At 73.6% G+C, this 23389-nt stretch carries 19 protein-coding genes; 7 read left to right on the top strand and 12 right to left on the bottom strand.

The genetic code is table 11. The annotated features are described in order from the left end of the window. Positions 1 to 47: 47 nt before the first annotated feature. Positions 48 to 953 (top strand): ATP-binding cassette domain-containing protein, encoded by a 906-nt coding sequence (locus CXY01_RS17550; RefSeq protein ID WP_146929968.1) that lies wholly within the window; start codon positions 48 to 50, stop codon positions 951 to 953. After that, entirely contained in the window at positions 953 to 1735 is a 783-nt protein-coding gene (locus CXY01_RS17545) for an ABC transporter permease (RefSeq protein WP_146929966.1), read from the top strand. The genes CXY01_RS17550 and CXY01_RS17545 overlap by 1 nt, the downstream gene beginning before the upstream one ends. A 65-nt stretch (positions 1736 to 1800) precedes the next feature. On the opposite strand, the gene CXY01_RS17540 is transcribed toward CXY01_RS17545, so the two are convergent. The 9 genes from CXY01_RS17540 to CXY01_RS17500 all read right to left on the bottom strand — a co-directional run bounded on the left by CXY01_RS17540 (position 1801) and on the right by CXY01_RS17500 (position 14865). Continuing rightward, entirely contained in the window at positions 1801 to 2154 is a 354-nt protein-coding gene (locus CXY01_RS17540) for a hypothetical protein (protein WP_146929963.1), read from the bottom strand. Between the two features lie 22 nt (positions 2155 to 2176). Further along, positions 2177 to 4357, bottom strand: a complete 2181-nt coding sequence (locus CXY01_RS17535) for an eCIS core domain-containing protein (RefSeq protein WP_146929960.1) — start codon at positions 4355 to 4357, stop codon at positions 2177 to 2179. A 40-nt stretch (positions 4358 to 4397) separates the two neighbouring features. Then, the gene (locus tag CXY01_RS17530) at positions 4398 to 6332 is read right to left on the bottom strand and encodes an ATP-binding protein (protein ID WP_146929958.1); all 1935 of its coding nucleotides are present in this window, start codon (positions 6330 to 6332) and stop codon (positions 4398 to 4400) included. Positions 6333 to 6418: 86 nt separating this feature from the next. Continuing rightward, complete coding sequence (gene hrpA, locus CXY01_RS17525; RefSeq protein ID WP_246125461.1) at positions 6419 to 10666, bottom strand: ATP-dependent RNA helicase HrpA; 4248 nt, start codon at positions 10664 to 10666, stop codon at positions 6419 to 6421. 40 nt (positions 10667 to 10706) lie between these two features. Further along, positions 10707 to 11786, bottom strand: coding sequence for a phosphotransferase (locus CXY01_RS17520; protein WP_146929956.1), 1080 nt, complete (start codon positions 11784 to 11786; stop codon positions 10707 to 10709). Then, positions 11783 to 12808, bottom strand: coding sequence for a hypothetical protein (locus tag CXY01_RS17515; protein ID WP_222594581.1), 1026 nt, complete (start codon positions 12806 to 12808; stop codon positions 11783 to 11785). The genes CXY01_RS17520 and CXY01_RS17515 overlap by 4 nt, the downstream gene beginning before the upstream one ends. Before the next feature lie 43 nt (positions 12809 to 12851). Then, positions 12852 to 13562: a DUF1361 domain-containing protein gene (locus CXY01_RS17510; protein WP_186813447.1), complete on the bottom strand. Its 711-nt coding sequence runs from the start codon at positions 13560 to 13562 to the stop codon at positions 12852 to 12854. 86 nt (positions 13563 to 13648) lie between these two features. Then, positions 13649 to 14314, bottom strand: coding sequence for a hypothetical protein (locus CXY01_RS17505; protein ID WP_146929949.1), 666 nt, complete (start codon positions 14312 to 14314; stop codon positions 13649 to 13651). Next, complete coding sequence (locus tag CXY01_RS17500; RefSeq protein ID WP_146929944.1) at positions 14311 to 14865, bottom strand: RNA polymerase sigma factor; 555 nt, start codon at positions 14863 to 14865, stop codon at positions 14311 to 14313. The genes CXY01_RS17505 and CXY01_RS17500 overlap by 4 nt, the downstream gene beginning before the upstream one ends. A gap of 153 nt (positions 14866 to 15018) precedes the next feature. Here CXY01_RS17500 and CXY01_RS17495 point away from each other — a divergent pair, with 153 nt between their 5' ends. Continuing rightward, positions 15019 to 15513 (top strand): aminoacyl-tRNA deacylase, encoded by a 495-nt coding sequence (locus tag CXY01_RS17495; RefSeq protein WP_146929941.1) that lies wholly within the window; start codon positions 15019 to 15021, stop codon positions 15511 to 15513. Position 15514: 1 nt separating this feature from the next. Here CXY01_RS17495 and CXY01_RS17490 read toward each other — a convergent pair whose 3' ends face one another. Beyond that, the gene (locus tag CXY01_RS17490; RefSeq protein WP_146929938.1) at positions 15515 to 15907 is read right to left on the bottom strand and encodes a PPOX class F420-dependent oxidoreductase; all 393 of its coding nucleotides are present in this window, start codon (positions 15905 to 15907) and stop codon (positions 15515 to 15517) included. A 147-nt stretch (positions 15908 to 16054) separates the two neighbouring features. On the opposite strand from CXY01_RS17490, the gene CXY01_RS17485 reads away from it, so the two are divergent. Genes CXY01_RS17485 through CXY01_RS17475 form a run of 3 tightly spaced genes read left to right on the top strand, consistent with a single transcriptional unit; the run spans position 16055 to position 20669 of the window. Then, positions 16055 to 16393: an STAS domain-containing protein gene (locus CXY01_RS17485; RefSeq protein ID WP_246125459.1), complete on the top strand. Its 339-nt coding sequence runs from the start codon at positions 16055 to 16057 to the stop codon at positions 16391 to 16393. A 56-nt stretch (positions 16394 to 16449) separates the two neighbouring features. After that, positions 16450 to 17613 carry an exonuclease SbcCD subunit D gene (locus CXY01_RS17480; RefSeq protein ID WP_146929932.1) on the top strand — a complete coding sequence of 388 codons (1164 nt, stop codon included), beginning with the start codon at positions 16450 to 16452 and terminating at the stop codon, positions 17611 to 17613. Beyond that, entirely contained in the window at positions 17613 to 20669 is a 3057-nt protein-coding gene (locus CXY01_RS17475; RefSeq protein WP_146929929.1) for an AAA family ATPase, read from the top strand. The genes CXY01_RS17480 and CXY01_RS17475 overlap by 1 nt, the downstream gene beginning before the upstream one ends. Positions 20670 to 20681: 12 nt before the next feature. Here CXY01_RS17475 and CXY01_RS17470 read toward each other — a convergent pair whose 3' ends face one another. Together CXY01_RS17470 and CXY01_RS17465 are read right to left on the bottom strand one after the other, a co-directional pair. After that, complete coding sequence (locus tag CXY01_RS17470) at positions 20682 to 21098, bottom strand: hypothetical protein (protein ID WP_146929925.1); 417 nt, start codon at positions 21096 to 21098, stop codon at positions 20682 to 20684. 104 nt (positions 21099 to 21202) lie between these two features. Beyond that, a complete protein-coding gene (locus tag CXY01_RS17465; protein ID WP_146929922.1) occupies positions 21203 to 22522 on the bottom strand; it encodes a multidrug effflux MFS transporter in 1320 nt (439 codons plus the stop codon). A 101-nt stretch (positions 22523 to 22623) separates the two neighbouring features. Here CXY01_RS17465 and CXY01_RS17460 point away from each other — a divergent pair, with 101 nt between their 5' ends. Next, entirely contained in the window at positions 22624 to 23388 is a 765-nt protein-coding gene (locus CXY01_RS17460) for an HNH endonuclease family protein (RefSeq protein ID WP_146929919.1), read from the top strand. The last annotated feature ends 1 nt before the right edge of the window (position 23389 follow it).

The following is a 23389-nucleotide window of genomic DNA, read 5'->3' as shown; positions in this document are numbered from 1 at the left end:
GTATGAAGTACACACACAGTTTACGCCATACACAGAAGGAGATCCTGATGACTGCACCCGTCGTGGTCGCCCGGGGGCTGCGCAAGTCCTACGGCGACCTGACCGTGCTCGACGGCGTCGACCTGGAGGTCGGCTCCGGCGAGGTGCTCGCACTGCTCGGTCCCAACGGCGCCGGCAAGACCACGACCGTGCGCATCCTCTCGACGCTCCTGCGTCCGGACGGTGGCACCGCGCACGTCGCCGGCAAGGACGTCGTCCGGCAGCCCGCCGAGGTGCGCGCCGCGATCAGCCTCACCGGCCAGTTCGCGGCCGTCGACGACCTGCTCACGGGTGTCGAGAACCTGCACCTCATGGCGCGCCTGGCGCACCTGGGGCGTGCCGAGGTCCGCTCGCGCAGCGCCGAGCTGCTCGAGCTCTTCGACCTCACCGACGCGGGCCGGCGCGTGGTGAAGACCTACTCCGGTGGCATGCGGCGCCGGCTCGACCTCGCCGTGGGGTTGCTGTCCCGGCCGCAGGTGGTGTTCCTCGACGAGCCGACGACGGGGCTCGACCCCCGCAGCCGCAACGACCTGTGGGACGTGATCCGGTCGGTCGTCGCGGCCGGGACCACCGTGCTGCTCACCACGCAGTACCTCGAGGAGGCCGACCAGCTGGCCGACCGCATCGCGGTGATCGACCACGGACGGGTCATCGCGGATGGCACGGCCCGCGAGCTCAAGGGAGCGGTCGGCTCCGCCCACGTCGAGCTGCGCCTCAAGGACGGCACCGACGAGCGCATCACCACCGACGGCTCGGTGCCGGACGTCCGGCGGATCCTCGCGGACGTCGAGCGCCGGGGCGTCGACGTCGACACCTGGGAGGTCCGCTCCCCCACGCTCGACGACGTCTTCCTCACCCTCACGGGCCGGCCGACCGAGCCCGCCCCCGAACTCGTCACCGCCCGGGAGTCCTGATGACCACGCTGACCGCTGCACCCCCGGCCCTCGGCTGGACCGCCCACGACACCACCGCCCTGATCGACCGGTGCCTGCGCCGCTCGCTGCGGCAGCTGGACACCGTCCTCATGGCGGTGATCCTGCCGGTCGTGCTGCTCCTGCTCTTCGTCTACGTCTTCGGCGGCGCCATCCAGACCGGGGGCGACTACGTGAACTGGGTGGTCCCGGGGATCGTCCTGCTGACCGCCGGCTACGGGTCCGCCACGACCGCCGTCGACGTGGCCAGCGACATGACCGGCGGCATCATCGACCGGTTCAGGTCCCTGCCCATCCGCCCGACCGGGGTCCTCACCGGGCACGTCGTGGCAAGCATGGCCCGCAACGCGGTCTCCACCGTGCTGGTGTTCGCCGTCGCGATCCTCATCGGGTTCGACGCGGCTGCCTCACCGGTGCAGTGGCTCGGCGCCATCGGGCTGATCGCGCTGTTCGTCCTGGCGCTGACCTGGGTGGCCGTGGCCATCGGGATCGTCGCGTCCGGGCCCGAGGCAGCGAGCGGCTTCACCTTCGCCATCCTGTTCCTGCCCTACGTGTCCAGCGCGTTCGTGCCGCCGGAGTCCATGCCCTCCGTGCTGGAGACGCTCGCCACCTACAACCCCATCACCCCGGTGACGGACACGCTCCGAGGTCTGCTGCTGGGTGTCCCGGCGGGCGACTCGTGGGTCGCGGCCGTCACCTGGTGCCTCGGGATCTTCGTGGTGGCACGGCTGGTCGCCGCGGGGCTGTTCCGGCGCACCCGCTGACCGTCCACGGGGCCGCGCCGTCCATTCGGGCGGCGCGGGCTGCCGTGCACGCGAGGCGGCCGGTGTCACTCCCGGCCCGAGAACGTGCCGGCGAGGCCGTCGATCCGTGCCCGGTCCGCCTCGTCGTCGCGGGGCGCCACGGCCCACAGCAGCAGACCGCCGTTGACCGCCGTCTCGACGAACAGGTCCGTCTGCGCGCCGTAGCCCTGCAGCCGCTCCTGCGCCGCAGCGGCCTCGTCGTAGCCGGGGAACAGGTACACCGAGACGTGCGCCTGCCCGTCGGGCCAGTCGAGACCCAGGGCGTCGGCCGCCCCGACGTCCTCCGCCGTCGGCACCGCGTCCGTGTCCCGGACGGCGTGGTCGTCGGTCAGTCGCAGGAGCGTCAGGATGCGACGGCGCTTCTCGGCGATGCCGGTCATGGGGTCTCCTCGGTGGTCGGCGTCACGGGGCGGGCAGCTTCGTCCTGGCGTCCGACCAGTCGCCATTCTCGACGAAGCCCTTGAACGACGACCAGGCGTCGTCCAGCTCGGCCTCGGTGAGCGTGCTGGTCTTGGCCGCGTGCGCTTCCTTGAACTTCGTCTTGAACAGGGCGAGCTTGCCCTCGAAGTAGATCTGCGCCAGCACGGTCTCCTGCTCGACCTTGGTGGCGCCGAGGATCCGGACCATCTCGCGGACGAACGCCACCTGGCCGGGGTAGTTGGTCCGCTCGGGGCCGCCGTCCTTGGCGGGCTGCGCCTTCTGGTTGGTCAGGATGCGCGTGAAGTACTCGGTGATCCCCTCGTTGAGGTCGAAGCCGAACGTGTCCAGCACGTCGTCCGGTGCGTACCGGTGCATGCTCTCGTGGATCGCCGTGCTGGGGGTCCCGCGATCGGCGTGCAGGATCGCCGGGCCGTCCGCGTTCTTGGTCGACGCGTAGGCGTTGGTGTCTTCCTGCTCCTCCTGCGAGTCGTGCGGGAACTCCACCCCGTACACGATCGCCCAGTCCTCGGGCGAGATGCTGGCGACGTAGCCCTCGCCCTTCTTCCCCGCGCCCACCGCCGCCTCGATGAACGGCTTGAGGTGCGGGTAGTCCTCGATGTTCGTCTTGATGAACTCGTCCGCCTCGGCGCCCGTCAGGTGGTGCTTCGTCTTCTTCGTCGCGTCGACGTCGTCCGTCTTCATGACGTTCGTGTCGACCGCGGCCAGCAGCGACATGTAGTACAGGTCGCCCAGGTGCGCGCGACCCTTGGCCATGGCGTCCGGGTCGGTCGAGATCGCCTTCTTCTCCGCACCGCTGAACCCGTTGATGATCACGCGCAGGGCGTCCATCCGGGTCCTCGCGACGCCCTTGTCCGCCGGTGCCGTCTGGGGGTCGCAGGCCGCCTCGAAGCGTTCCTTCGCCGGCTTCTGCGCCGGCGGCGTGACGACCTCGGGGGTGGCCACGACGGGCACGGTCGCCGTGGGTGCGACCAGGGCCGTGGACGCCGTGGCGTCCGTCGGGACCACCGAGGGGTCGGCGACGGTCGTTGCGACGGGGTCGGCCACGGGGTCGACGACGGTTGTCGCGGCGGGGTCGACGACGGCTGTTGCGACGGGGTCGGCGACGGTCTCCACGACCGGGTCCGCGACCGTGGCGACGACCGGGTCCGCGACCGTAGCGACGACCGGGTCCGCGACCGTGGCGACGACCGGGTCCGCGACCGCCGACGTCGGCGACACGGGCTCGGGCGTCGTGACCGGCGTGGTCGTGCTGGACGCGTCGGCGACCTGCGGGACGGGGACCTTCGGCAGCGGCTTGGGGCTCCGCGGTGGCTTCGCCGGCTTGGTGGGCGGGACCACCACCTGCGGGACCGCGACCTGCGGGACCGCGACCTGCGGCACCGCGACCTGCGGCACGACCGGGGTCGTGACGGGCGACGGGACGGGCGTCGTGGTCGAGAGCTTCTTCTTCTTGCCGCCGAACAGCGCCTTGAACGGGTTCCACCGGCGCACGGTGCCGGCCTGCTCGGCCTGCCGGCGCAGCGGGGCGAGCGCCTCTCCGGGTGCCTCGGCGGCAGCGGGCGCGCTCGCGGCGGACACGCGCGCGGTCTGCCGCTGCAGCCGGCGCACGGCGCTGTCGGCCAGGGAGTCGGCGGCGGCCTCGGCGGGGTCGTTCGCGCTGCCGATGACGGGTCCCTGCGCGGAGGCGGTGGGGGCGCCGCCCTGGGCGACGTGGGCCAGCTCGTGCGCCAGCAGGTGGTCGCCGCCGGAGGTCCCCGGCGTGTAGGTGCCGCGCGTGAAGTAGACGTCCGACCCCGCGGTGAACGCGGTGGCCTGCACGGAGCGCGCGATCGTGTCGGCCTCGCTGTCGTCGTGGATCCGCACCCCGCTGAAGTCGACCCCCATCGCGGCGCCCATGCGGTCGGCGTGCTCGGCCTCCAGGGGCCGGCCACCGCCCTGGCGGCGGCGCAGGGCGGTGCCGATCTCGGGCGCGACGGTGGTGCCGCCCAGCGGGTCGTCGCCGGTGGACCGGCGCTGGACGCCCGTCGCGAGGCCGTGGACGGCCACCGGTGCGACGGCCACGGTGCGCACGGCGGGCGCGCCCTGCACGGCCACCCGCTCGCGGGCCCTCTCGAGCGTCGTCCGGTCATGTTCCGCAGGCATGGCTGGCCTCCTTCCGTGTCACCGTGCAGTCACTGGGCAGTCATCGGGCGCGGTCGGGTGAGAACGCGTTCTCGGGGACGCGGCGACCGAGCTTGTGGTGCTCGGCGACGGTCGCCGCCAGGACGTGCCGCATGCCGACCGACTCCCCGGCCGCGACGGCGTCGTACGCGGCGGCGAGCACGATGTTGCGGATGTCGCCGCCCGCGAGCTCGACCTCCTGCGCCAGGTGCGCCACCTGCACGGGGTCGGCCGGGTCGGTGGTGACGCGCGAGAGGTGCCGCTCCCAGAGGCGCTGCCGCGTGGGCACGTCCGGGTCGGGGAAGTGCACGATGAAGCTCATCCGCCGGCTGAACGCGGGGTCCAGGTTGCCGCGCAGGTTGGTGGCCAGGACGGTGACCCCGTCGAAGCTCTCCATCCGCTGCAGCAGGTACGCGACCTCCTGGTTGGCGTACCGGTCGTGCGCGTCCTTGACGTCGGAGCGCTTGCCGAACAGGGCGTCGGCCTCGTCGAAGAAGAGCAGGACGTTCAGGCTCTCCGCCTCGTGGAAGACCCGTTCGAGGTTCTTCTCGGTCTCGCCGATGTACTTGTCGACGATCGACGCCAGGTCGACCCGGAACAGGTCGAGGCCCAGCTCGGCGGCGACGACGTGCGCGGCGAGCGTCTTGCCGGTGCCGGGGCTGCCGCTGAACAGTGCGGCGATGCCGGTCCCCTTGCCCCCGACGTCGACCAGGCGGCCGTCCGCGAGGACCTCGTCGCGGTGTGCCGCCCAGGACACGAACCGGTGCAGCGGACGGGCCACGTGGTCGGGCAGGACGAGGTCGGCGAAGGTCGGGGGACGCGTCGGCACCAGCGCCGGACCGGACGTGATCGAGCCGCCCACGCGCCGGGCGGCGGCTCGGGCGGAGTCGGCCGTGATCTCCGTCGCCGTGACGTCGGCGAGGGTGGTGGCGTACCGGGCGGCGTCGGCGATGACCTCGGGCGCGAGCCGGAAGGTGGCCAGGCGGTGGTCCGCGATCCCGGCTCCGAGCTCGCGGTCCCAGACGAGCGCGCGGTCCTCGGTGGTCACCGCGGGCGCCTCGAGCACGAGCGGGTGGTAGGCGAGCCAGGGCGGCTGCCAGGGCCGGTCACCCACGGCCAGGACCGGCACGACGGCCTCGGCCAGCGCCGCGAACAGGGTGGCGGGGTCGTCCTCCGCGAGCCGCTCCGCGTGCACGAGCACGAGCCCGGCACCCTGCAGCGCCGCCTCCCGGGCGGTCACCGCGAGGACGTGCCGGAGGTCGGCGCCGGGTGCGACGCGGGCGAGGTCGAGGGCCAGGCAGCCGATCCCGGCCGCCGACAGCGCCGCCGCGGCGAGCGACAGGCCGCCGGACCCGAGCGGCGAGCGGATCCAGACCAGCGGCTCGCCCGCCGTGACCGCCGCCGCGAGGATCCCGTCCACGTCGAGCCGGTCCACGGGCACGGGCAGGACGAGCGCCGGCCGCAGGAGCGGGTCGATCTCGTCGACGCCGACGAGGTGGGCCAGCACCCGGTCGGGTACCCACAGCTCGCGGCCCAGCCACAGCGCGGGCGCGGGCGCGACGTCGAGCAGGCCGTGCCGACGCGTCAGGGCGGCGGGACCCAGGTACGTGGGCCCGGCGCCGGAGAGCGTCGGCAGGGACGCCAGCTCGAGCGCGAGGCCGACGGTGGCCCGGGCGGGCGACGGACCTCCGCGCAGCAGGCCGAACGCCAGCGCGAGGTTGGCGTCGAGGTCCGGTGCCGCGGCGATCGTCAGCAGCTCGGCGTCCTGCTCGTCGAGGCCGAACACGTCCGCGAGACCCGCGAGGGGGTCGTCGTGCGTGGTGCCCGGCTCGGCGTGCTCGTCGCGGAGCACGGCCAGGACATTGTCCAGACGCGTCCGGAGGTCGGGGTCGAGGCCCTGCCGGCGGTCACCCGCGACACAGACCTGCTTCACCAGCGCGGCGAGACGCTCGCGCATGTCCTGCCCCCTGTCGATGCGTCGACCGTCGCCGTGCCCCGTCGGCGGCCGTCCTGACGACTGTCACATATGGGACGACAGTTGTGCTAGATCCGACCGGGTGAGGTCCGGGTGAGGGCCTTCCTGATGCGCGTGGTCGACACCGGCACGGGGGTCCCCAGCTGCTGGGCGAACAGGCTGACGCGCAGCTCCTCGAGCATCCACCGGACGGCGGCGACCTCGGGGTCGTGCGGCTGCGCGGCGGCGACCTCGTCGTAGAGCGTCTCGACGTCCTGCACCTGCCACGCCAGGTCGGCGTCGCGCTGCGGGTTGTCGGCAGCCTTGACCAACCGGTGCCGGGCGGCCCTGAGGTAGCGGGCCAGGTGCGGGAGGCGGTCGGCGCCGGTCTCGCCGACGAACCCGTCGTGGACCAGTCGGGCCGCCTGCGCGCGGACGTCCTGGGCGGTGGCCAGCAGCGCCAGGCTGGACCGGTCGCGGACCTCCGCGTCGAGCTCACGCCAGGCGGTCAGCACCGCGACGAGGTCGGTGACCACCGCGAACACGGTGTCCTCGAGACGGTCGCGCACTGCTGCGCGGAGGGCGGTGTAGGCGTCGAGCGTCCGGATGCTGGTGGGAGGTGACGCGATCAGGGACTCGATGGCAGCGAGCTGCACGTCCCTGACCAGCGCCTCCGTGCTCGGATACGGGCTGGCGGCGAGCGTGAGCGCCTGGGTCCCCGTCCACCGGGACGTGACGCGGCCCGTCGCCAGGCCGACGTCGAGCAGGAGGAGGCGGCGCAGCCCGCGCCGGGACGCCTCGGCCACGGTGGACTCGTCGGCCAGCGCACGGACGGCGACGGTCTGCTTCTCCTCGACCAGCGACGGGTACGCGCGGACCCTGCCGACCTCGACCACCTCCGGCAGCTCCGGCAGGTCCGCCGGCCAGGTGGTCAGGCCGGTGCGCTCCACGTCGACGGCGGCGGGTGCCGGGGGCGCAGGGGCCTGAGGGGCCGCATCGACCGTGGGCGCTGGTACCACCGGGGTCGCCTTGCGGGCCTCCTCCATCGCCGCCCGCACCGCGGTCCGGACCGCGTCGTCGACGGCCTGCTGGGTCTGTGCTGCGAGGCGGCGCTGCAGGACCAGCAGGTCCTTGCCCTCGTCCACCACTCCCCCGCGGTCGCCGACCACCCGGAACGTCATCCGCAGGTGCGGCGGCAGCCGGTCGTCGTCGAACGCGTCGTCGGGCACGTCGACGTCGCGCAGCTCGCGCACCGCGCGACGGAACACCTCGCGGAACGACGGCGCCGCGTCGCCGGCGCGGACGGTGTCCTCCCAGTCGGCGGTGTGCTCGGTCATCCACGCGTCCACGGCGCGGGCGACGTCGGGCGCGGGGACCAGCTGCACGCGCACGGGTTTGGGCAGGGAGCGGATGGTGGCGGTCACCAGCTCCTCGCGCAGGCCGGGAACCATCCAGCCGAAGCCGTCCGGCGTGAGGCGCGCGAGCGTCGAGAGCGGGATGTGTACAGTCACGCCGTCTGCTTCTGTACCCGGCTCGAACTGGTACGTGAGTGGCAGGCGGAGGTCGCCCTGCGGCCAGCGCGACGGGAACGCCGACTCGTCGATGGCCCCCGCCTCGCCGACCAGCAGCTCGCGCGTGAACGTCAGCAGGTCGGGGTTCTCGCGACGCGCCGACTTCCACCACTGGTCGAAGTGCCGGCTGGAGACGATGTCGTCCGGGACCCGCTCGTCGTAGAAGGCGAACAGCGTGTCGTCGTCGACGACGAGGTCGCGCCGGCGGGCGCGCGCCTCCAGGCCCTCCGCCTCGGCCAGCAGGCGACGGTTCTCGTGGAAGAACGCGTGGTGGGTGGACCACTCGCCCTGCACCAGCGCGTGCCGCACGAACAGCTCGCGGGCGTGCTCCGGGTCGACCTTGGCGTAGAGCACCCGGCGCTGCGTGACGATGGGGACGCCGTAGAGCAGCACCTTCTCGAAGGCCGTCGCGGCACCCTGCTTGGTGGACCAGGCCGGCTCGGAGTAGGTCCGCTTGACCAGGTGGGCGCCCACCTCCTCCGCCCACTCGGGCTGGATGCGGGCCACGTCTCTGCCCCACAGGCGCGAGGTCTCGACCAGCTCGGCGGCCATGACCCACGCGGGAGGCTTCCGGGCGAGGCCGGACCCGGGGAAGATCGCGAACCGCGCTCCCCGAGCACCGAGGTACTCGTTGCGGCCCCGGCGGTCGGGCCGGCCCTGCGCACGGCCCTTGCTCTGCGACGCGACCTCCGTCGCCTCCTGCATCCCGATCTGGGAGAGCAGCCCGGCCAGGATCGCGACGTGGATCCGGTCGCCGTCCCACTCGAGCTGGAGCCCGTCGCCCTCCTGCGCGGACCGCGGGGAGTTGACGACGATGCCCAGCGGCTTCGCCAGCTCCCGCAGCTGCGTGACCACGTCCTGCCACTCGCGGATGCGCAGGTAGTTGAGGTGCTCGGACCGGCACATGCGGCGGAAGGCCGACCCCGACAGGTCCCGCTGCTGATCGCGCAGGTAGTGCCAGAGGTTGAGGTAGGTGAGCAGGTCAGAGGTGGGATCCGTGAACCGGGAGTGCGAGAGGTCGGCCTTCTCGCGCTCCTCCACCGGGCGCTCGCGCGGGTCCTGGATGGACAGGGCCGCGGCGATGATCATGACCTCGCGCGCGACCGACCGGCGGCCTCCCTCGACGATCATCCGCGCCAGCCGCGGGTCCATCGGCAGCTGCGCCAGCGCGCGGCCGGTGTCGGTCAGGCGGCCGTCGCCGAGCGCGCCGAGCTCGGTCAGCAGCTGGACGCCGTCGCGGACCGCGCGGGTGTCCGGCGGGTCGACGAACGGGAAGTCGCCGATGTCCTCGGGGGTCGTCGCGACACCCACCGCGATCATCTGCAGGATGACCGAGGCGAGCGATGTACGAAGGATCTCCGGCTCGGTGTACAGAGGCCGCGCGTCGAAGTCGTCCTGCGAGTACAGCCGGATCGCGATGCCGTCGGCGACGCGCCCGCACCGGCCCGAGCGCTGGTTGGCGGACGCCTGCGAGATGGGCTCGATGGGCAGCCGCTGGACCTTCGTCGCCTTCGAGTACCGCGAGATGCGGGCCGTGCCGGGGTCGATGACGTACCGGATGCCCGGCACGGTCAACGACGTCTCGGCGACGTTGGTGGACAGGACCACGCGCCGGTTCTGGTGGCGCTCGAAGACGCGGTGCTGCTCGGCGGCGGACAAGCGGCTGTAGAGGGGGAGCAGCTCGACGGCGTTCGGGCTGCGCGGGTCGCTGACGCGGACGCCGAGCGACGAGCGCAGGGCGTCCTCGGCGTCGCGGATCTCCCGCTCGCCCGACAGGAACACGAGGATGTCGCCCGGTCCCTCGGCACTGAGCTCGTCGACGGCCTCGCAGATCGCCGTCATCGGGTCGCGGTCCTCCGACGCGCGCTTCTTCGTCGGCGGTGCGCCCTCCTCCACGTCCGGCGACAGCGGTCGGTAGCGGATCTCGACCGGGTACGTGCGCCCGCTGACCTCCACGACCGGCGCGGGCTCCCCGTCCGCGGACGCGAAGTGCCGCGCGAAGCGAGCGGAGTCGATCGTCGCGGACGTGATCACCACCTTGAGGTCCGGCCGCTGGGGGAGCAGCCGCGTCAGGTAGCCGAGGATGAAGTCGATGTTGAGCGACCGCTCGTGCGCCTCGTCGATGATCAGCGTGTCGTAGGCCCACAGCATCGGGTCCCGCTGGATCTGCGCCAGCAGGATGCCGTCGGTCATGACCTTGACCAGGGTCGACTCGCTCGACTCGTCGGTGAACCGCACCTGGTACCCGACGATCCCGCCGAGGGGCGCGTCACCGACCAGCTCCTCGTTGATCCGCTCGGCCACGCTGCGGGCGGCGATCCGACGCGGCTGCGTGTGGCCGATCTGCCCGGCGCGGCCCCGCCCCAGCTCCAGCGCGATCTTCGGGATCTGCGTCGTCTTGCCGGACCCGGTCTCACCGGCGACGACGACGACCTGGTGGTCGCGCAGCGCGTCGCTGATCTCGGCGCGACGGGCGCTGACCGGGAGCTGCTCGGGATAGACGATCGGCGGGAGGTCGACGGCTCGGCGGATCTCCGTGGCCCGCTCCCGGCGGGCGGCAGCGCGCGCGGGGTCGTCGCGACCCGACCTCCCGCGGCTCGCCGGACGCTGCCCCGAGGGACGTCGGCCCTGCTGGTCCGGGGTGCGCTCGGAGCGCTGCTGTGCGTGCTCCGGCGCCGGCTTGCGGCGGCGGGGTCCCCGCCGTCTCGGGGGTCGCCCCGCACCGGACCCGGGCGGGTCGACGGGGGAGGGGGGCGGCGTGGTCACGACGTCCCAGTCTCCCAGGTGCGGGCCGCGGACCGCTCGTTCATTCGTCCTGGGCGAACGCGCGGTACGGCCCGACGGGTGCGGCCGACGTCCCCCACTCGTCGTCGGCCCACGCCGCGGCGCTGCCCAGCAGGCCGGCGACGACGGGCAGCGTCGACCGCAGCCGGACCGCTCCCCACCGCCACCGCGTGGTGAGCAGCTGCCGGTAGGTCGGCGACGAGACACCGACCGGACCGGTCCGCTGCCGGTCCTCGTCGGCGCCGAGGAGGAGCCAGCCGGTCATCGCCAGGATCCACGACGCCGACGCGACGTCGACCGACCGCGCCCAGCCCGGCTCGCGCACGAGGTCGGGAAGGTGGGTGCCGAGCGTCGTCGTGAAGCGGTCGAGGAGCTCGTCGGTGAACCCCGGGGGCGGGTCGAAGACGCACCAGCACGTGGAGAACGGCATCGCCGCGTAGGCCGCGTCGTACGCCGCGTGGTGCACCGTCGCGCCCTCCAGGTCGAGGAAGCGCCAGCCGCCCGCCGTGCGGACCGCGTTGTCCGGGCACGTGTCGGTGGGGGAGACGACGTCCGAGGCCGGGTCGCGGTGGTCGAGCGTCCCGATCAGGTCGAGCTCCGCGTCGAGCCCGGGGTCGGCGGGCAGGCCGAGGACGTCGTCGAGGAGCATGCGTGCACCGGTCCGGGCCGCGGCCGACGGCTCGTCCGCAGACAGGTCACCGAGCGCGTCCTCGAACGCCGGGATCGCGGCCGGCGACCGACCGAGCGTGTCCGCCAGGCCCTCGACCCACGCCAGCGCGCCCGACCAGGCGGCCGCACGGTCGTCACCGAGCAGCAGGTCCGCCAGCGTCGGGCCGGTGCCCAGGTCGCTCATGACGATCAGCCCGTGCGCACGGTCGACAGCGAGGAGGTCGGGTGTGCGCTGGAGTGCGGTCAGCCCGGCGACCTCCCGCGCGAACGCACTCGACGAGCCGTCGGGGTACTTCTTGACCACCACAGCGCCCGTCGGGGTGGCGCAGCGCAGGACCAGGGATCGGTCGGAGCCGCCGAGCGTCTGCGGGTCCGACACGCGCACCCCGAGCGCAGCGGATGCGAGCACGCAGGTGGCGTCGACGGCCGTCACGGCAGGTCCAGCGTGACGGAGCCGGTGGCCAGGTAGAAGGGGGCCGGCGGGGGAAGCCGTCGGCGATAAAGGAGGCGCGACACCAGCAGCCTCGGCCAGGGAGGTGCGTCGGCCGTCCCGGTCAGCACGACCGTGAGACGCCCGTCGTCGGAGAACCCGAGGGTGGGGTCGCAGACGCCGCGGCCCATCCAGCGGGGTGTGCCCGGCGCACCCGTGTCCAGGAGTCGCCTCGGCGCCCCCCAGTCCGCGCGGTGCACGCTCGGCTCGGACGCCGTCATGACCCAGAGGCCCTGCTCCGGGTAGGGCGTCGTCCCGTGCAGGTTGGTGCCGCGCGCGAGGACCATGAGCCACCCGGCCCCGGTGCGGATCACCGCGTTGTCGAAGAACCCCTCCGCGGCCGTGCAGAAGACCTCGGGCGCGGTCCACCCGGTCAGGCCGTCCTCGCTCGACGTCGACATGAGCTGGTAGTCCGGCTGCTCCCCGGGGGCGACCTCGTGCGGCGTGGCGAGGTACCAGAGGTGATGCCTCTCGCCGGCACGGACGACGAGAGGTTCCAGCACGCTGCTGCGGTACCCGCTGCCGGTGAGGACGGGCCGGCTGCGCCGGCGCCACGTGCCACCGCTGTGCTCCAGGACCCCGATCGCGTACGAGCTTCCGGCGCCGACGTGGCGGCGACCACGCCGGCCCGCGTAGTAGATCCGGGCCGGGGTGCCGTCGCCGGCAGGCAGGTAGCTCGGCGTGTGCATGCCGCCGCGGTCCCACGCCCCGCGAGGTGGATCGGCGACCAGCGGCCGGGCGCGTCCGCGCGCGTCGACGTCGACCGTCCACCCGGCCGACGCCAGGTCCGCACCGCGCGGCGCCGTCGCGCGGTAGAACCGGTTGCGGAACGTCGTCGAGAAGCCGCCCAGGTACAGCACGTGCTCGGTGTCCGTGCTCGTCAGGTCGCCGCTGCCGACGCCCAGCAGGCCGCGCGGCATCGGCCCGTCGACCATGTCCCAGAGCAGGCGGACGCTCGTCGTCATCGGCTCCGCCCCGCCATGCGCGCGAGCCTCAGGACGTCGTCGGTCATCGCGCCTGCTCCAGGGCGATCAGCCCCGCGACCACCGGACCGACGACCACGAGGTAGATGATCCCGAGGAACAGGGCGTGCAGGAACGTGAAGCCGAGCAGGGTGCCCACCGCACCGGGCCCGCGGAGGTGGTCCACCACCTTCGTGACGAGCGAGCGGGGGTGCCGGACGTCCCAGCTGTTCAGCCGCACCGAGCGGCCGAGGTACATCCCGAACGAGACCAGCACCAGGATGGCGACGACGATCAGGCGCGCGTCCAGGCTCTGCAGCGGCGCCGCCTCGTCACCGTGCACCTGGAGCACCCACACGAGCTGTGCGGCGAACACGTTGAGCACCGTGTTCAGCACCCCCGACATCGCGAGCGAGATCACGAGAACGACGTCGAACCACATCGGCACGCCGTCCCCGTCGCGACGGTGGCTGAGGTTGAGCTCGGTGATCAGGTACCCCGCGTTCGGCAGCAGGAGCAGCCAGACGAGCCCCACGAGCACCAGCAGCGCCACGACCACGGGTCGGGGCACGACGAGCCCGGCCGTGACCGTCAACGCGAGCCCGCCCACCAGGACCAGCAGGGGCGCGACCGACAGCGCGAGGTTCAGCAGCATGGGCCGGTACAGCGGTGTGCGGTACACCCGGCTGCGGGCGACGACGAGCGCCAGCGCCAGGACGTTCATCAGGACGACGCCCAGGATCAGGCTGGTCAGCATGCACGTCCTCTCGTCGGTCCGACCCAGCATGTCGGAAGGACGCAGGTGCGGCACCGCGGCGCGTGCTCAGGCGTGCCGCCTCGTCGTCAGTCGAGGCAGTAGAGCGTCACCTTCGCGATGCCCAGCGCGTCCGGCCCGTACATCTGCGCGAACAGGGCCGCGTCCTGCTCCGTCGCGAAGTACGACGCCACGACCATGACGTCCTGCGGGAGCCCGAGCGTCTCAGCCGCACCCTGGTCGCACCCGATGTCGCCGCCCGAGGACTGGTACCCGAGCTCGGTGATGCGTTCCTTGGCGGCGAGCGCGGTCGGGGACTCGAACGAGTCGACGACCGCCACGTACGTGCCCCACACCTCGTTGCCGTGCGTGACGTCCGCCGCCTGGGGCAGGGCGGCAGGCGGTGTCTCGACGACGACCGGAGGCGTCGCCGTCGGTGACGGGCTGACGGTGGACGGCGACGGCGACGGCGACGGCGGCAGCGACGGGGAGGGGCTCGACGTCACCGACGCGCTCGGCTCCGGCGCCACCGGCAGGAGGGCGGGCGGTGCCGTGACGGCGTTGGCGGTGACGATGCCGACCGCGACGACGGCCGCGGCTCCCACTGAGACGGCAGCGAGGCGACGAGCGCGGAGACGACGGATCCGGGTACGCATGTGCAGAGCCTCTGTTCCGGCGTCGGGTGCCGAGGAAGCGGAGATGCGGGCCTCGTGGTCGGCGAGCTCTCCGAGGAGGTCGCGCAGCGGGGCGGTCATGGCTCGCTCCTTCCGGTCCGGACAGGGGTGACAGGGCGGACGACGGAGGTCTCGTCGGGCAGGGCGTCCGGCCCGAGCACGCTGCGGAGCTTCGCGGTGGCGTCGGACAGGTACCTCTTCACGGCGCCCGTGCTCAGGTCGAGCTCGTGCGCGATCTCCGGGACGGTGAGGTCGTCGAAGAACCGCAGCACCGCGACGGCCCGCTCACGCGGCGCCAGGCCGGCGAGCGCCGCGCGGACGTCCAGGACGGCCTCCGTGGCGCGCTCGGGCGACGGGGCGTGCCCGGTCTCCGCAAGCAGGTGCACCTTGGCGCGCCAGGAGACCGAGCGCCGTGTGGAGTCGATGTACATCGTGCGGATGACGGCACGCACATAGCCCTCGGCGGAGAACACGTCCGTCAGTGCGCGCCGCTTCGCGAAGGTGCGGATGATCGCGTCGTGCGCGAGGTCCTCCGCATCACCCCGGTCGAGGGTGAACAGGGCCGCGTAGCCGACCAGCGCCGAGCGCCGGTCGCGCAGCACCTCCTCGAGCACCTGCTCCCAGGCGGCCATGCGTCACCCCCTTGCCGTGCGGACGAGCTGTCACAGAGAGAACGAACACCACGTCGGAACCGTTGGGGTGGTCGGCCCGCCCAGGGTCGCAACGGTGTTCCACGGCCCTCCCGCAGGAGGCGGGTGGCGACGAGCCGGTCCTACAGTGACCGGATGAGTGACGCAGCCGCACCGACCGACGGGGAGCGCCGGGCGCTCGCGGGCCTGGAGTCGTCGGGCATCGAGTTCCAGGTCACCCGGCACGGACGCGTCGGCTCGTTGGCGGAGGCGGCGCAGGCGCGCGGCATCGACCCCGCCGGCGTCGTCAAGACGATCGTGGTGCGCCGCGGCGACGACGACTTCCTCTTCGTGCTGGTGCCCGGCGGACGGACCATCTCGTGGCCCAAGCTGCGCGCGCTGCTCGGGGTGTCGCGCCTCTCGATGCCCGACGCGGCCACCGCGAAGGACGTCACGGGCTACGAGCGCGGGACGATCACGCCGTTCGGCTCGCTCGTGGCGTGGCCGGTCGTCGCCGACTCGCGCGTCCGGGAGCGGACCGTGTCCATCGGCGGCGGGGCGCACGGCGTCGCCGCGACCGTCGACGGAGCCCAGCTGGTGCGCGCGCTGGACGCAACGGTCTCGGACGTGACCGAGCCCGAGAGCGAGTGAGCTACTTGGTGACGAAGGTGTCCGGGCGGACCGTGAGGATCACGCGCTTCGCGGCGTCGGTGATCCCGTAGTCCTCGCCGTACCGCGCCTGCAGCGACTTGTAGAAGCTGGCGACCTCGTCGTCGGGAACCGTCTCCACGACGGTGCCGCGGACCTCGAGCGACCGGTACGGGTTCTCGGGGTCGTGGATCGAGATGGCGACGCGAGGCTCGTGCTGGAGGTTCTTGAACTTCTGGCGGGTCGACGTGTGCGTGAACCGCAGCACCTCGCCGTCCCACTCGAACCACATGACGCTGCTGTGCGGGGAGCCGTCCGGGGCGACCGTGGCCAGGTGCGCGAAGGTGGGGCGCTCCAGCAGGTCGGCGTGGCTGGCGGGGAGCTCGTGATGGGCCATCGCACGAGGCTAGCCCGCGCCTGCGGGGAACCGCCCGGCGTCCACGTCCGTTCTCACAGTTCGGATGGCGCCTTCCAGCAGGACGGGTAGCGTCTACCCGCCGGGAAGCAGGTCCGGCGACGGGGGTCAGCACTGAGGAGAGTTTTCGTGATCGATCACGCGGCTGCCGCCGGGACCATCAGGGTCGATGCCCAGGACGCGCGGACCGTCATCGTCCTCGTCGGGGAGATCGACGCCGCGCTGCGCGACGAGGCGAGCGCCTGCATGGGACTGGCCCTGGTCAGCGGGCTGCCGGTGGTGATCGACTCGACCGACGCGACCTTCATCGACTCGTCGGGCATCGCCTTCGTGCTGCAGCTGCACCTCGCGGCGTCCGAGGCGGGCATCCCCGTCACGCTCCTGGACCCGCACCGCGTGCTGCGCGACGTGCTGGACATGGTCGGGCTCAGCGGTGAGCTCCCCGCGGAGCCTGTGACGTCCGTCTGACGCCACACCCGGCCCTGGTCGGCCGGTCTGTCGGTGGGCTGGTTTACGTTCGCGGCATGCGGTTGTTGCACACGTCGGACTGGCACCTGGGCCGGTCGCTGCACGGGGTCGACCTGATCGACCACCAGGCGGCGTACCTGGACCACCTGGTCGACGTCGTGCGCGCCGAGCAGGTCGACGCCGTGGTGGTCGCGGGGGACGTGTACGACCGTGCGATCCCGCCCGTCGAGGCCGTGACGCTCCTGTCGGAGACGCTCGCCCGCCTGGCCGAGCACACCACGGTGGTCGTGACGTCGGGCAACCACGACTCGGCGACGCGGCTGGGCTTCGGGTCGGCCCTGATGCGGGACCGGGTCCGGCTGCGCACGCGCGTCGCGGGCCTCGCGGAGCCGGTGGTGCTCCCCGACGACGCGGGCGACGTGCTGGTGTACGGCATCCCGTACCTGGACCCGGACTTCGCGCGGGTCGAGCTGGCCGACGGTCCCGAGCTGCTGGCCCGCTCGCACCAGGCGGTGGCCGCGGCGGCGATGCGACGGGTCCGGGACGACCTCGCGGCGCGCCGCGGTGCTGCCTGCCCGCGGGCGGTGGTGGCGGCTCACGCGTTCGTCATCGGCGGCGCCCCGACGGACTCCGAGCGCGACATCCGCGTCGGCGGCGTGGACCAGGTCCCCGCCGGTGTGTTCGCGGGCGCGGACTACGTGGCGCTGGGCCACCTGCACGGACCGCAGACGGTGTCAGGCGTCGACGGCACCGTCCTGCGCTACAGCGGGTCGCCGCTCGCGTACTCGTTCTCGGAGCAGCACCACGCCAAGTCCACGGTCCTGGTGGACCTGTCGGGCGGTCAGGTGCGGACCTCGCTGGTCACCGCGCCGGTGCCGCGCCGGCTCGCCGACGTCACGGGCACCCTCGAGGAGCTGCTCGGCGCGGCGGGGGCACCGCACACCGATGCGTGGACGCGGGTGACCGTCACGGACCCGCACCGCCCGGAGGACCTGTACCGCCGGGTCAAGCAGCGCTTCCCGCACGCGCTCGTGGTGCACCACCGCGCGGCGCCGTCGGCGGGCTCCTCGCGCACGGCGGTCGTCACGGCGGCGCACGACCCGCTCGACGTGACCGCCGACTTCCTCGCGCACGTCACCGGCCACGGCCCGACGCCCGCCGAGGCGGACGTGTTGCGCCGTGCGTACGAGGACGTCGCCGGGTGGGAGCGGAGCGCCTGATGCACCTGCGCACCCTCACGCTCCAGGCCATCGGGCCGTTCGCCGGCCGGCACACCGTCGACTTCGACGCGCTCGGCCAGGCCGGGCTGTTCCTGCTGGAGGGGCCGACCGGCTCGGGCAAGTCGACGCTGATCGACGCGATCGTGTTCGCGCTGTACGGCAAGGTCGCGTCCAGCGAGGCGTCGGAGGACAGGCTGCGCTCGGCGTACGCGGCGGACGACGTCGAGAGCGTGGTCGACCTGGTGTTCGAGGTGCCTGCCGGCATCTACCGCGTGCGGCGCACCCCCGCGTACCAGCGGGCGAAGCGGCGCGGGAGCGGCACCACCACGGCGAACGCGTCGGTGAAGGCGTGGCGCCTGCCCGCCGGGACGGACCTCGACCCGGCGACCCTCGACGCGGTCGGCGTGCCGCTGGGCAACCGGCTGGACGAGGTCGGCGCCGAGATCCAGAAGGCCGTCGGCCTGGACCGCACCCAGTTCGTCCAGACGATCGTGCTGCCGCAGGGCGAGTTCGCGCACTTCCTGCGTGCCAAGCCCGAGGACCGGCGGGTGCTGCTGCAGAAGATCTTCGGCACCGAGGTGTACGAGCGGCTGGCGTCCCGGCTGGCGGAGATGCGTCGGGAGAGCGACCGGGCGAGCGCCGCGGCCCGGGTGGCGCTGTCGTCCGGGGCGTCGCAGCTGGTCGGGGCGGCGCGGCTCGCCGACGACGAGGCGGCGGACGTCCGGCAGGCGATCGACGACGCCGTCCTGCGCGGTGACGGGCTCGTGGCTGCGGTGCGGTCGGTGGTGGCCGGACGGACCGACGAGCTCGACGCGTGGGCCGCCGGTGCACGTGCGGCAGCGGTCGCGGCCGATGCGGTGCGCGGCGCTGCGCGCGCGGAGCTGGACCGGTCGACCGCCACGGACGCGCTGCTCCGTCGTCGGACGACGTTGCGGACGGAGCGTGCGGCGCTGGACGCGGCCGCGGACCTGAACGCCGAGGCCGTCCTGCAGCTCGCCGCCGCACGGGCGGCCCAGGCGGTCCGGCCGCTGCTGGCGGGAGCCGAGCGGGCCGCCACGGCTCTGGACGCCGCCCGCAAGACCGTGACCGCCGCGCTGGACGGGGCACCCGACGACATCGCGACGCCCCCGCGTGGCACCGACCTGCGGACGCACGTGCAGGCCGCGGGGCGTTCGTCGGCCGAGGCGGCCGGTGCGCTCGCCCGGCTGGTCGAGGTCGAGGCGGGGCTGACGTCGCGTCGCCGTGCGGTGCGCCGGACACGGGACACCGTCGACGACCTGGTCGCGGCCCTCGCGGCGGACGACGCGTGGTTCGCCACCCGGCCGGCCGGGCGGGCTGCCCTGCTGACGGAGCTGGAGGAGGCACGGGCACGGGCGGCCTCCGCCGGTGAGCGCGCCTCCGACCTGGCTGCGGCGATCGAGACCGTCGCTGCGCACACCGACCTGGCCGCCGCGGAGCGGTCCCTCGCCGAGGCGCTGGCCGCCCGGACCGCGGCCGGTGCTGCCGCAGCCGTCGCGCTCGACGCGGAGCGGGACCTGCGTGCGGCGCGGATCGCGGGCCTGGCCGGGGAGCTGGCCGCCCGGCTCGACCCCGGTGACGCCTGCCCGGTGTGCGGGTCCGCCGAGCACCCTGCCAAGGCGGTCCTCGGTGCCGACCACGTGTCCGCCGAGCAGGTCGAGCAGGCGGAGACGGCCCGGGCGGCCGCCGAGAGCTCGCTGCGTGCCGCGGCCGAGCGGTGCAGCGTCCTGGAGGAGCGCGTCGGCGCGCTCCGCGGCCGCGTCGGCAGCGGGACGGTGCAGGACGCCACGCAGCGGTGCGACGAGGCACGTGCGGCGCTCGCGCGGTCGCGTGCGGCAGAGACGGACGTCGCCCGGCTGGTCCCCGCGCTCGACGACTTCGACGCGCAGACGCGCGCCCGGGAGACCGAGCGGTCCGCCGCCGTCGCCCGGCTCGCGGGGGAGCGGGCGACGCTGGAGGTGACGCTCCTGGACCTCGACGCCGCCGAGGCGGAGGTCGTCGTCGGCCGCGGGGAGCACCCGACGGTCGTCGCACGGCACGCGGAGCTGCTCGAACGCGTCGCGGCGTCGGCCACCGTGCTCGACGCGCTGGTGGAGCAGGACGCCGCCCAGGACGAGGCCGGCCGTCGGCAGGTCGAGCTGGCCGAGGGCCTCGACGCGCACGGGTTCGACTCGGCCGACGACGCGCGCGCGGCGGCGCTCGACGCGGGCGCGCTGGCGGACCTCGACCGCGTCGTGACGGGCTACGCCACCCGGCTCGACCGGGTGACCGCAGGGCTGGCCGAGCCGGAGATCGCGGCCCTCGCCGACGACCTCGTGGTGGACGTCGACGCGGCCGCGACCGCGGAGGCAGCCGCGCGGCTGGAGGCGGAGCGGACCGCGGGCGAGGCCCGGGTCGCGGAGGAGCGCTCCGCCGCCGCCGCCGTCGCGGGGGACGCAGTGGTCGCGTCGGCGACCGCCCTCGCCGACGCGCTGGGGACCGCCGGTCCGGTCAGCCGGCTCGCCGACCTGACGGGCGGTGGCGGGGGCGACAACGCGCGGAACCTGTCCCTGGCCACCTTCGTGCTGATGCGCCGCTTCGAGGACGTCGTCGCCGCGGCGAACGAGCGCCTGCTGGTCATGTCGGACGGCCGGTTCGAGCTGGTCCGCAGCGACGAGAAGGAGGACGTCCGGGCGCGGAACACCGGGCTGGCGATGCGCGTCATCGACCATCGCACCGAGCAGGCGCGGGACCCGCGCACGCTCTCCGGCGGCGAGACCTTCTACGTGTCCCTGTGCCTGGCGCTCGGCATGGCCGACGTCGTGACGGCGGAGGCCGGCGGGATCGACCTCGGCACGCTGTTCGTCGACGAGGGGTTCGGGTCGCTCGACCCGCACACGCTCGATGCCGTGCTGGCCGAGCTCGGGCGGCTCCGGGCGGGTGGTCGCGTGGTCGGCGTCGTCTCGCACGTGGAGGTGCTCAAGCAGTCCATCGCGGACCGCATCGAGATCCGCCCGACGGCGGCCGGCCCCAGCACGCTCACCGTCCGGGCGGGCTGACCGGGCTGACCCTCACCAGGCCCAGCCGCGGGCGGCGAGCTCGACTTCCTCGCGGAACCGTTCGGCCGGGTCGCCCTTCGCGGCCGGCTGCACCTCCACGCCCGCGAGGTGGCACGCCTCGACCAGCAGCTGGTCGTAGGCGAGCTGCGACGCGATGATCCGCTCGGCGCGGGCGAAGGTGCGCGGGTCCAGCTCGAGCGCCCGGACGTGGTCCGCGACGACGCTGAGCCGCTCCTGCACACGCAGGGTGGTGAACGGGTCGTACTCGGGGGGCCGGTGGGGACGGATCCGGTCAGCCAGGTGCTCCAGCCGGTTGGCCAGGAACGTGCGCCATCGCGGCGGCTCGTCGGGCGACGGGAACAGCTGCCAGATGGCACCGAAGACGAGCGCCGGGACGAACATCACAGCGGCCAGCATCATCCAGCTCATCGTGCGTCCTTCATCGAGCGCGTACTGCTCAGATTAGGTCGCCGATGTGACGTGCGCCACAGAGTTTCGGGGTCCTGCGATATCGATCCGGTGACGACCCGCCGTCAGGCCCGGGCGGGTTCGCCGACGACGTCCTCAGCCTCGACGACAGCGGCACGCGGCGCGGCGGCATCCGCGACCGCGTCGGGCTCCGCCGCCGCGACCACCGCGTCGGCCTCCTCGAGCGCGGTACGCGCCCAGGAGCGGCGGACGAAGACGAGCAGCACGGCGGCGACGACGATCACCCCGGCCATCACGGCGCCCATGCTGACCGCGCTCGGGGTGCCGTTGATGCTGGTGAGCGGCGCGATGACCGCCCCGAGCCCGAACTGGAGCGCGCCGAGCAGGGCGGCGGCGGACCCGGCGCGGTGCGGGTTGGACGCCAGCGCGATGGCCGGGGCGGACGGCAGGACGAAGCCGGCGGTGCCCAGGGTGAGCACCAGCAGCACGGTCACGGGCCAGAACGGGGCACCCAGGAGAGTCGTCGCGAACAGGGAGAGGCCGAGGACCACGCCGACCCCGACCGCTCCGGAGAGGATCTGCTCGGGGCGGAAGCGACCGACCAGAGCACCGTTGATCTGCGAGCCCGCGGTGATCGCGACCGCGCCGGCGGCGAACACCCAGCCGAACTGCTGGGGCGTCAGGCCGTACCCGTCCTGGAACACGAACGTCGAGGACGCCACGTAGGTGAACATGGCCGACAGGTAGAACGCGGACATGAGCGCGAGGCCGAGGAACGGCAGGTCGACCAGCAGGTCACGGTAGGTGCGCAGCGCGGCACCCGTCCCACCGGTGCGCCGCAGCCCCACCGGGAGCGACTCGCGCAGCGCGAACGACGCGACGACGAACAGCACGGCGCCGGTGGCGGCGAGGAACACGAAGATCAGGCGCCAGGAGCCGACGAGCAGCAGCTGCGCGCCGATCGTCGGCGCCAGGATGGGGGCGACCCCGACGACGAGCATCAGCCGGGCCATCACCTTGGAGACGGCGAGACCCTCGAACTTGTCCCGCACCACGGCCAGCGACAGCACCATCCCGGCGGCGGCGGTGAAGCCCTGCACGAACCGCAGCGCGGTGAACGCGGTGATGTTCTGCACGAGGACCAGGCCCACGGACGTCAGCACGTACACGACGAGGGAGCCGAGCAGCGGCCGGCGGCGGCCGTAGGCGTCGGAGACGGACCCGATGAGCAGCTGCCCGAGGGCCAGCCCGGCCAGGGACGCCGCGATGGTCAGCTGGACCGCGGCGGCGGTCGTGTTCAGGTCGTCGGCGATCTCCGGGAAGGCGGCGAGGTAGGTGTCAAAGGTGAAGGGCCCGAGGGCGGTGAGTGCCGAGAGCAGCAGGACGAAGCCGACGCTCACGCGCGTCGCGGGGGTACGGGCCATGACAGTGCCAAGGTTGTGGGGCGCAAGCATCTTCCCGGGCCGTCCACTCTCTGGGACGGACAGGGGTCAGGTCCGAGTGCGCGGACGCCGATACTTCGGCAGTGAGAACCTCCCCGCACCTGTTCGTGGCCCTCGTGGTGGGACTGTGCGTCCTGCTCGCGGGCTGCGACGAGCAGGTGCTGCTGGGGAGCGCCCCGGTCGCCACGGTCGACGCCCCGACGGTCGAGGCCCCGCGCGTCGATGCCCTGCCCGTCGACGTCGTCCCGGACAGCGCGCTGGCGACGGCGGTGCTGCTCCCGGTGAAGGGCCGCGCGCCGAAGACCGGCTACGACCGCGACCTGTACGGCCACGCGTGGAAGGACGTCGACCGCAACGGCTGCGACACCCGCAACGACATCCTGCGGCGGGACCTGACCGACCAGGTGCTCAAGGACGGCACGAACGGCTGCGTGGTGGCGGCGGGCACCCTGCACGACCCGTACTCCGGGGAGCCCATCGCGTTCATCCGCGGCCAGGGCACGTCGTCGGACGTGCAGATCGACCACGTCGTCGCGCTGTCGGACAGCTGGCAGAAGGGTGCCCAGCAGTGGGACACCCCGACCCGGGAGTCGTTCGCCAACGACCCGCTGAACCTGCTGGCAGCCGACGGTCCGCTGAACCAGCAGAAGGGCGACGGCGACACGGCGACGTGGCTCCCGCCGAACGGCGCGTTCCGGTGCGCGTACGTCGCGCGGCAGGTCGGTGTGAAGCACGCGTACGGGCTCTGGGTGACCCAGGCGGAGAAGGACGCCATGGTCCGCGTCCTGTCGACGTGCCCCGCGGAGCCGCTGCCCGAGGGGTCGCTGCTGCCGGTCGCCGCCCCCTAGG

It is taken from the genome of Cellulomonas xylanilytica (assembly GCF_007989805.1).
GTDB lineage: Bacteria > Actinomycetota > Actinomycetes > Actinomycetales > Cellulomonadaceae > Cellulomonas > Cellulomonas xylanilytica.
Note: the sequence above shows the minus strand (reverse complement) of the source record. Positions and strands in the feature narration are given on the sequence as shown.

Bases quoted from the DNA above. Each gene is read 5' to 3' on its own strand.
- CXY01_RS17505 (WP_146929949.1), bottom strand. From the start codon at position 14,314: ATGACCGCCCCGCTGCGCGACCTCCTCGGAGAGCTCGCCGACCACGAG.
- CXY01_RS17535 (WP_146929960.1), bottom strand. From the start codon at position 4,357: ATGCCTGCGGAACATGACCGGACGACGCTCGAGAGGGCCCGCGAGCGG.
- CXY01_RS17515 (WP_222594581.1), bottom strand. From the start codon at position 12,808: ATGACGACGAGCGTCCGCCTGCTCTGGGACATGGTCGACGGGCCGATG.
- CXY01_RS17540 (WP_146929963.1), bottom strand. From the start codon at position 2,154: ATGACCGGCATCGCCGAGAAGCGCCGTCGCATCCTGACGCTCCTGCGA.
- CXY01_RS17510 (WP_186813447.1), bottom strand. From the start codon at position 13,562: ATGCTGACCAGCCTGATCCTGGGCGTCGTCCTGATGAACGTCCTGGCG.
- CXY01_RS17530 (WP_146929958.1), bottom strand. From the start codon at position 6,332: ATGCGCGAGCGTCTCGCCGCGCTGGTGAAGCAGGTCTGTGTCGCGGGT.
- CXY01_RS17475 (WP_146929929.1), top strand. From the start codon at position 17,613: ATGCACCTGCGCACCCTCACGCTCCAGGCCATCGGGCCGTTCGCCGGC.
- CXY01_RS17500 (WP_146929944.1), bottom strand. From the start codon at position 14,865: ATGGCCGCCTGGGAGCAGGTGCTCGAGGAGGTGCTGCGCGACCGGCGC.
- CXY01_RS17465 (WP_146929922.1), bottom strand. From the start codon at position 22,522: ATGGCCCGTACCCCCGCGACGCGCGTGAGCGTCGGCTTCGTCCTGCTG.
- CXY01_RS17550 (WP_146929968.1), top strand. From the start codon at position 48: ATGACTGCACCCGTCGTGGTCGCCCGGGGGCTGCGCAAGTCCTACGGC.
- CXY01_RS17545 (WP_146929966.1), top strand. From the start codon at position 953: ATGACCACGCTGACCGCTGCACCCCCGGCCCTCGGCTGGACCGCCCAC.
- CXY01_RS17470 (WP_146929925.1), bottom strand. From the start codon at position 21,098: ATGAGCTGGATGATGCTGGCCGCTGTGATGTTCGTCCCGGCGCTCGTC.
- CXY01_RS17490 (WP_146929938.1), bottom strand. From the start codon at position 15,907: ATGGCCCATCACGAGCTCCCCGCCAGCCACGCCGACCTGCTGGAGCGC.
- CXY01_RS17480 (WP_146929932.1), top strand. From the start codon at position 16,450: ATGCGGTTGTTGCACACGTCGGACTGGCACCTGGGCCGGTCGCTGCAC.
- CXY01_RS17495 (WP_146929941.1), top strand. From the start codon at position 15,019: ATGAGTGACGCAGCCGCACCGACCGACGGGGAGCGCCGGGCGCTCGCG.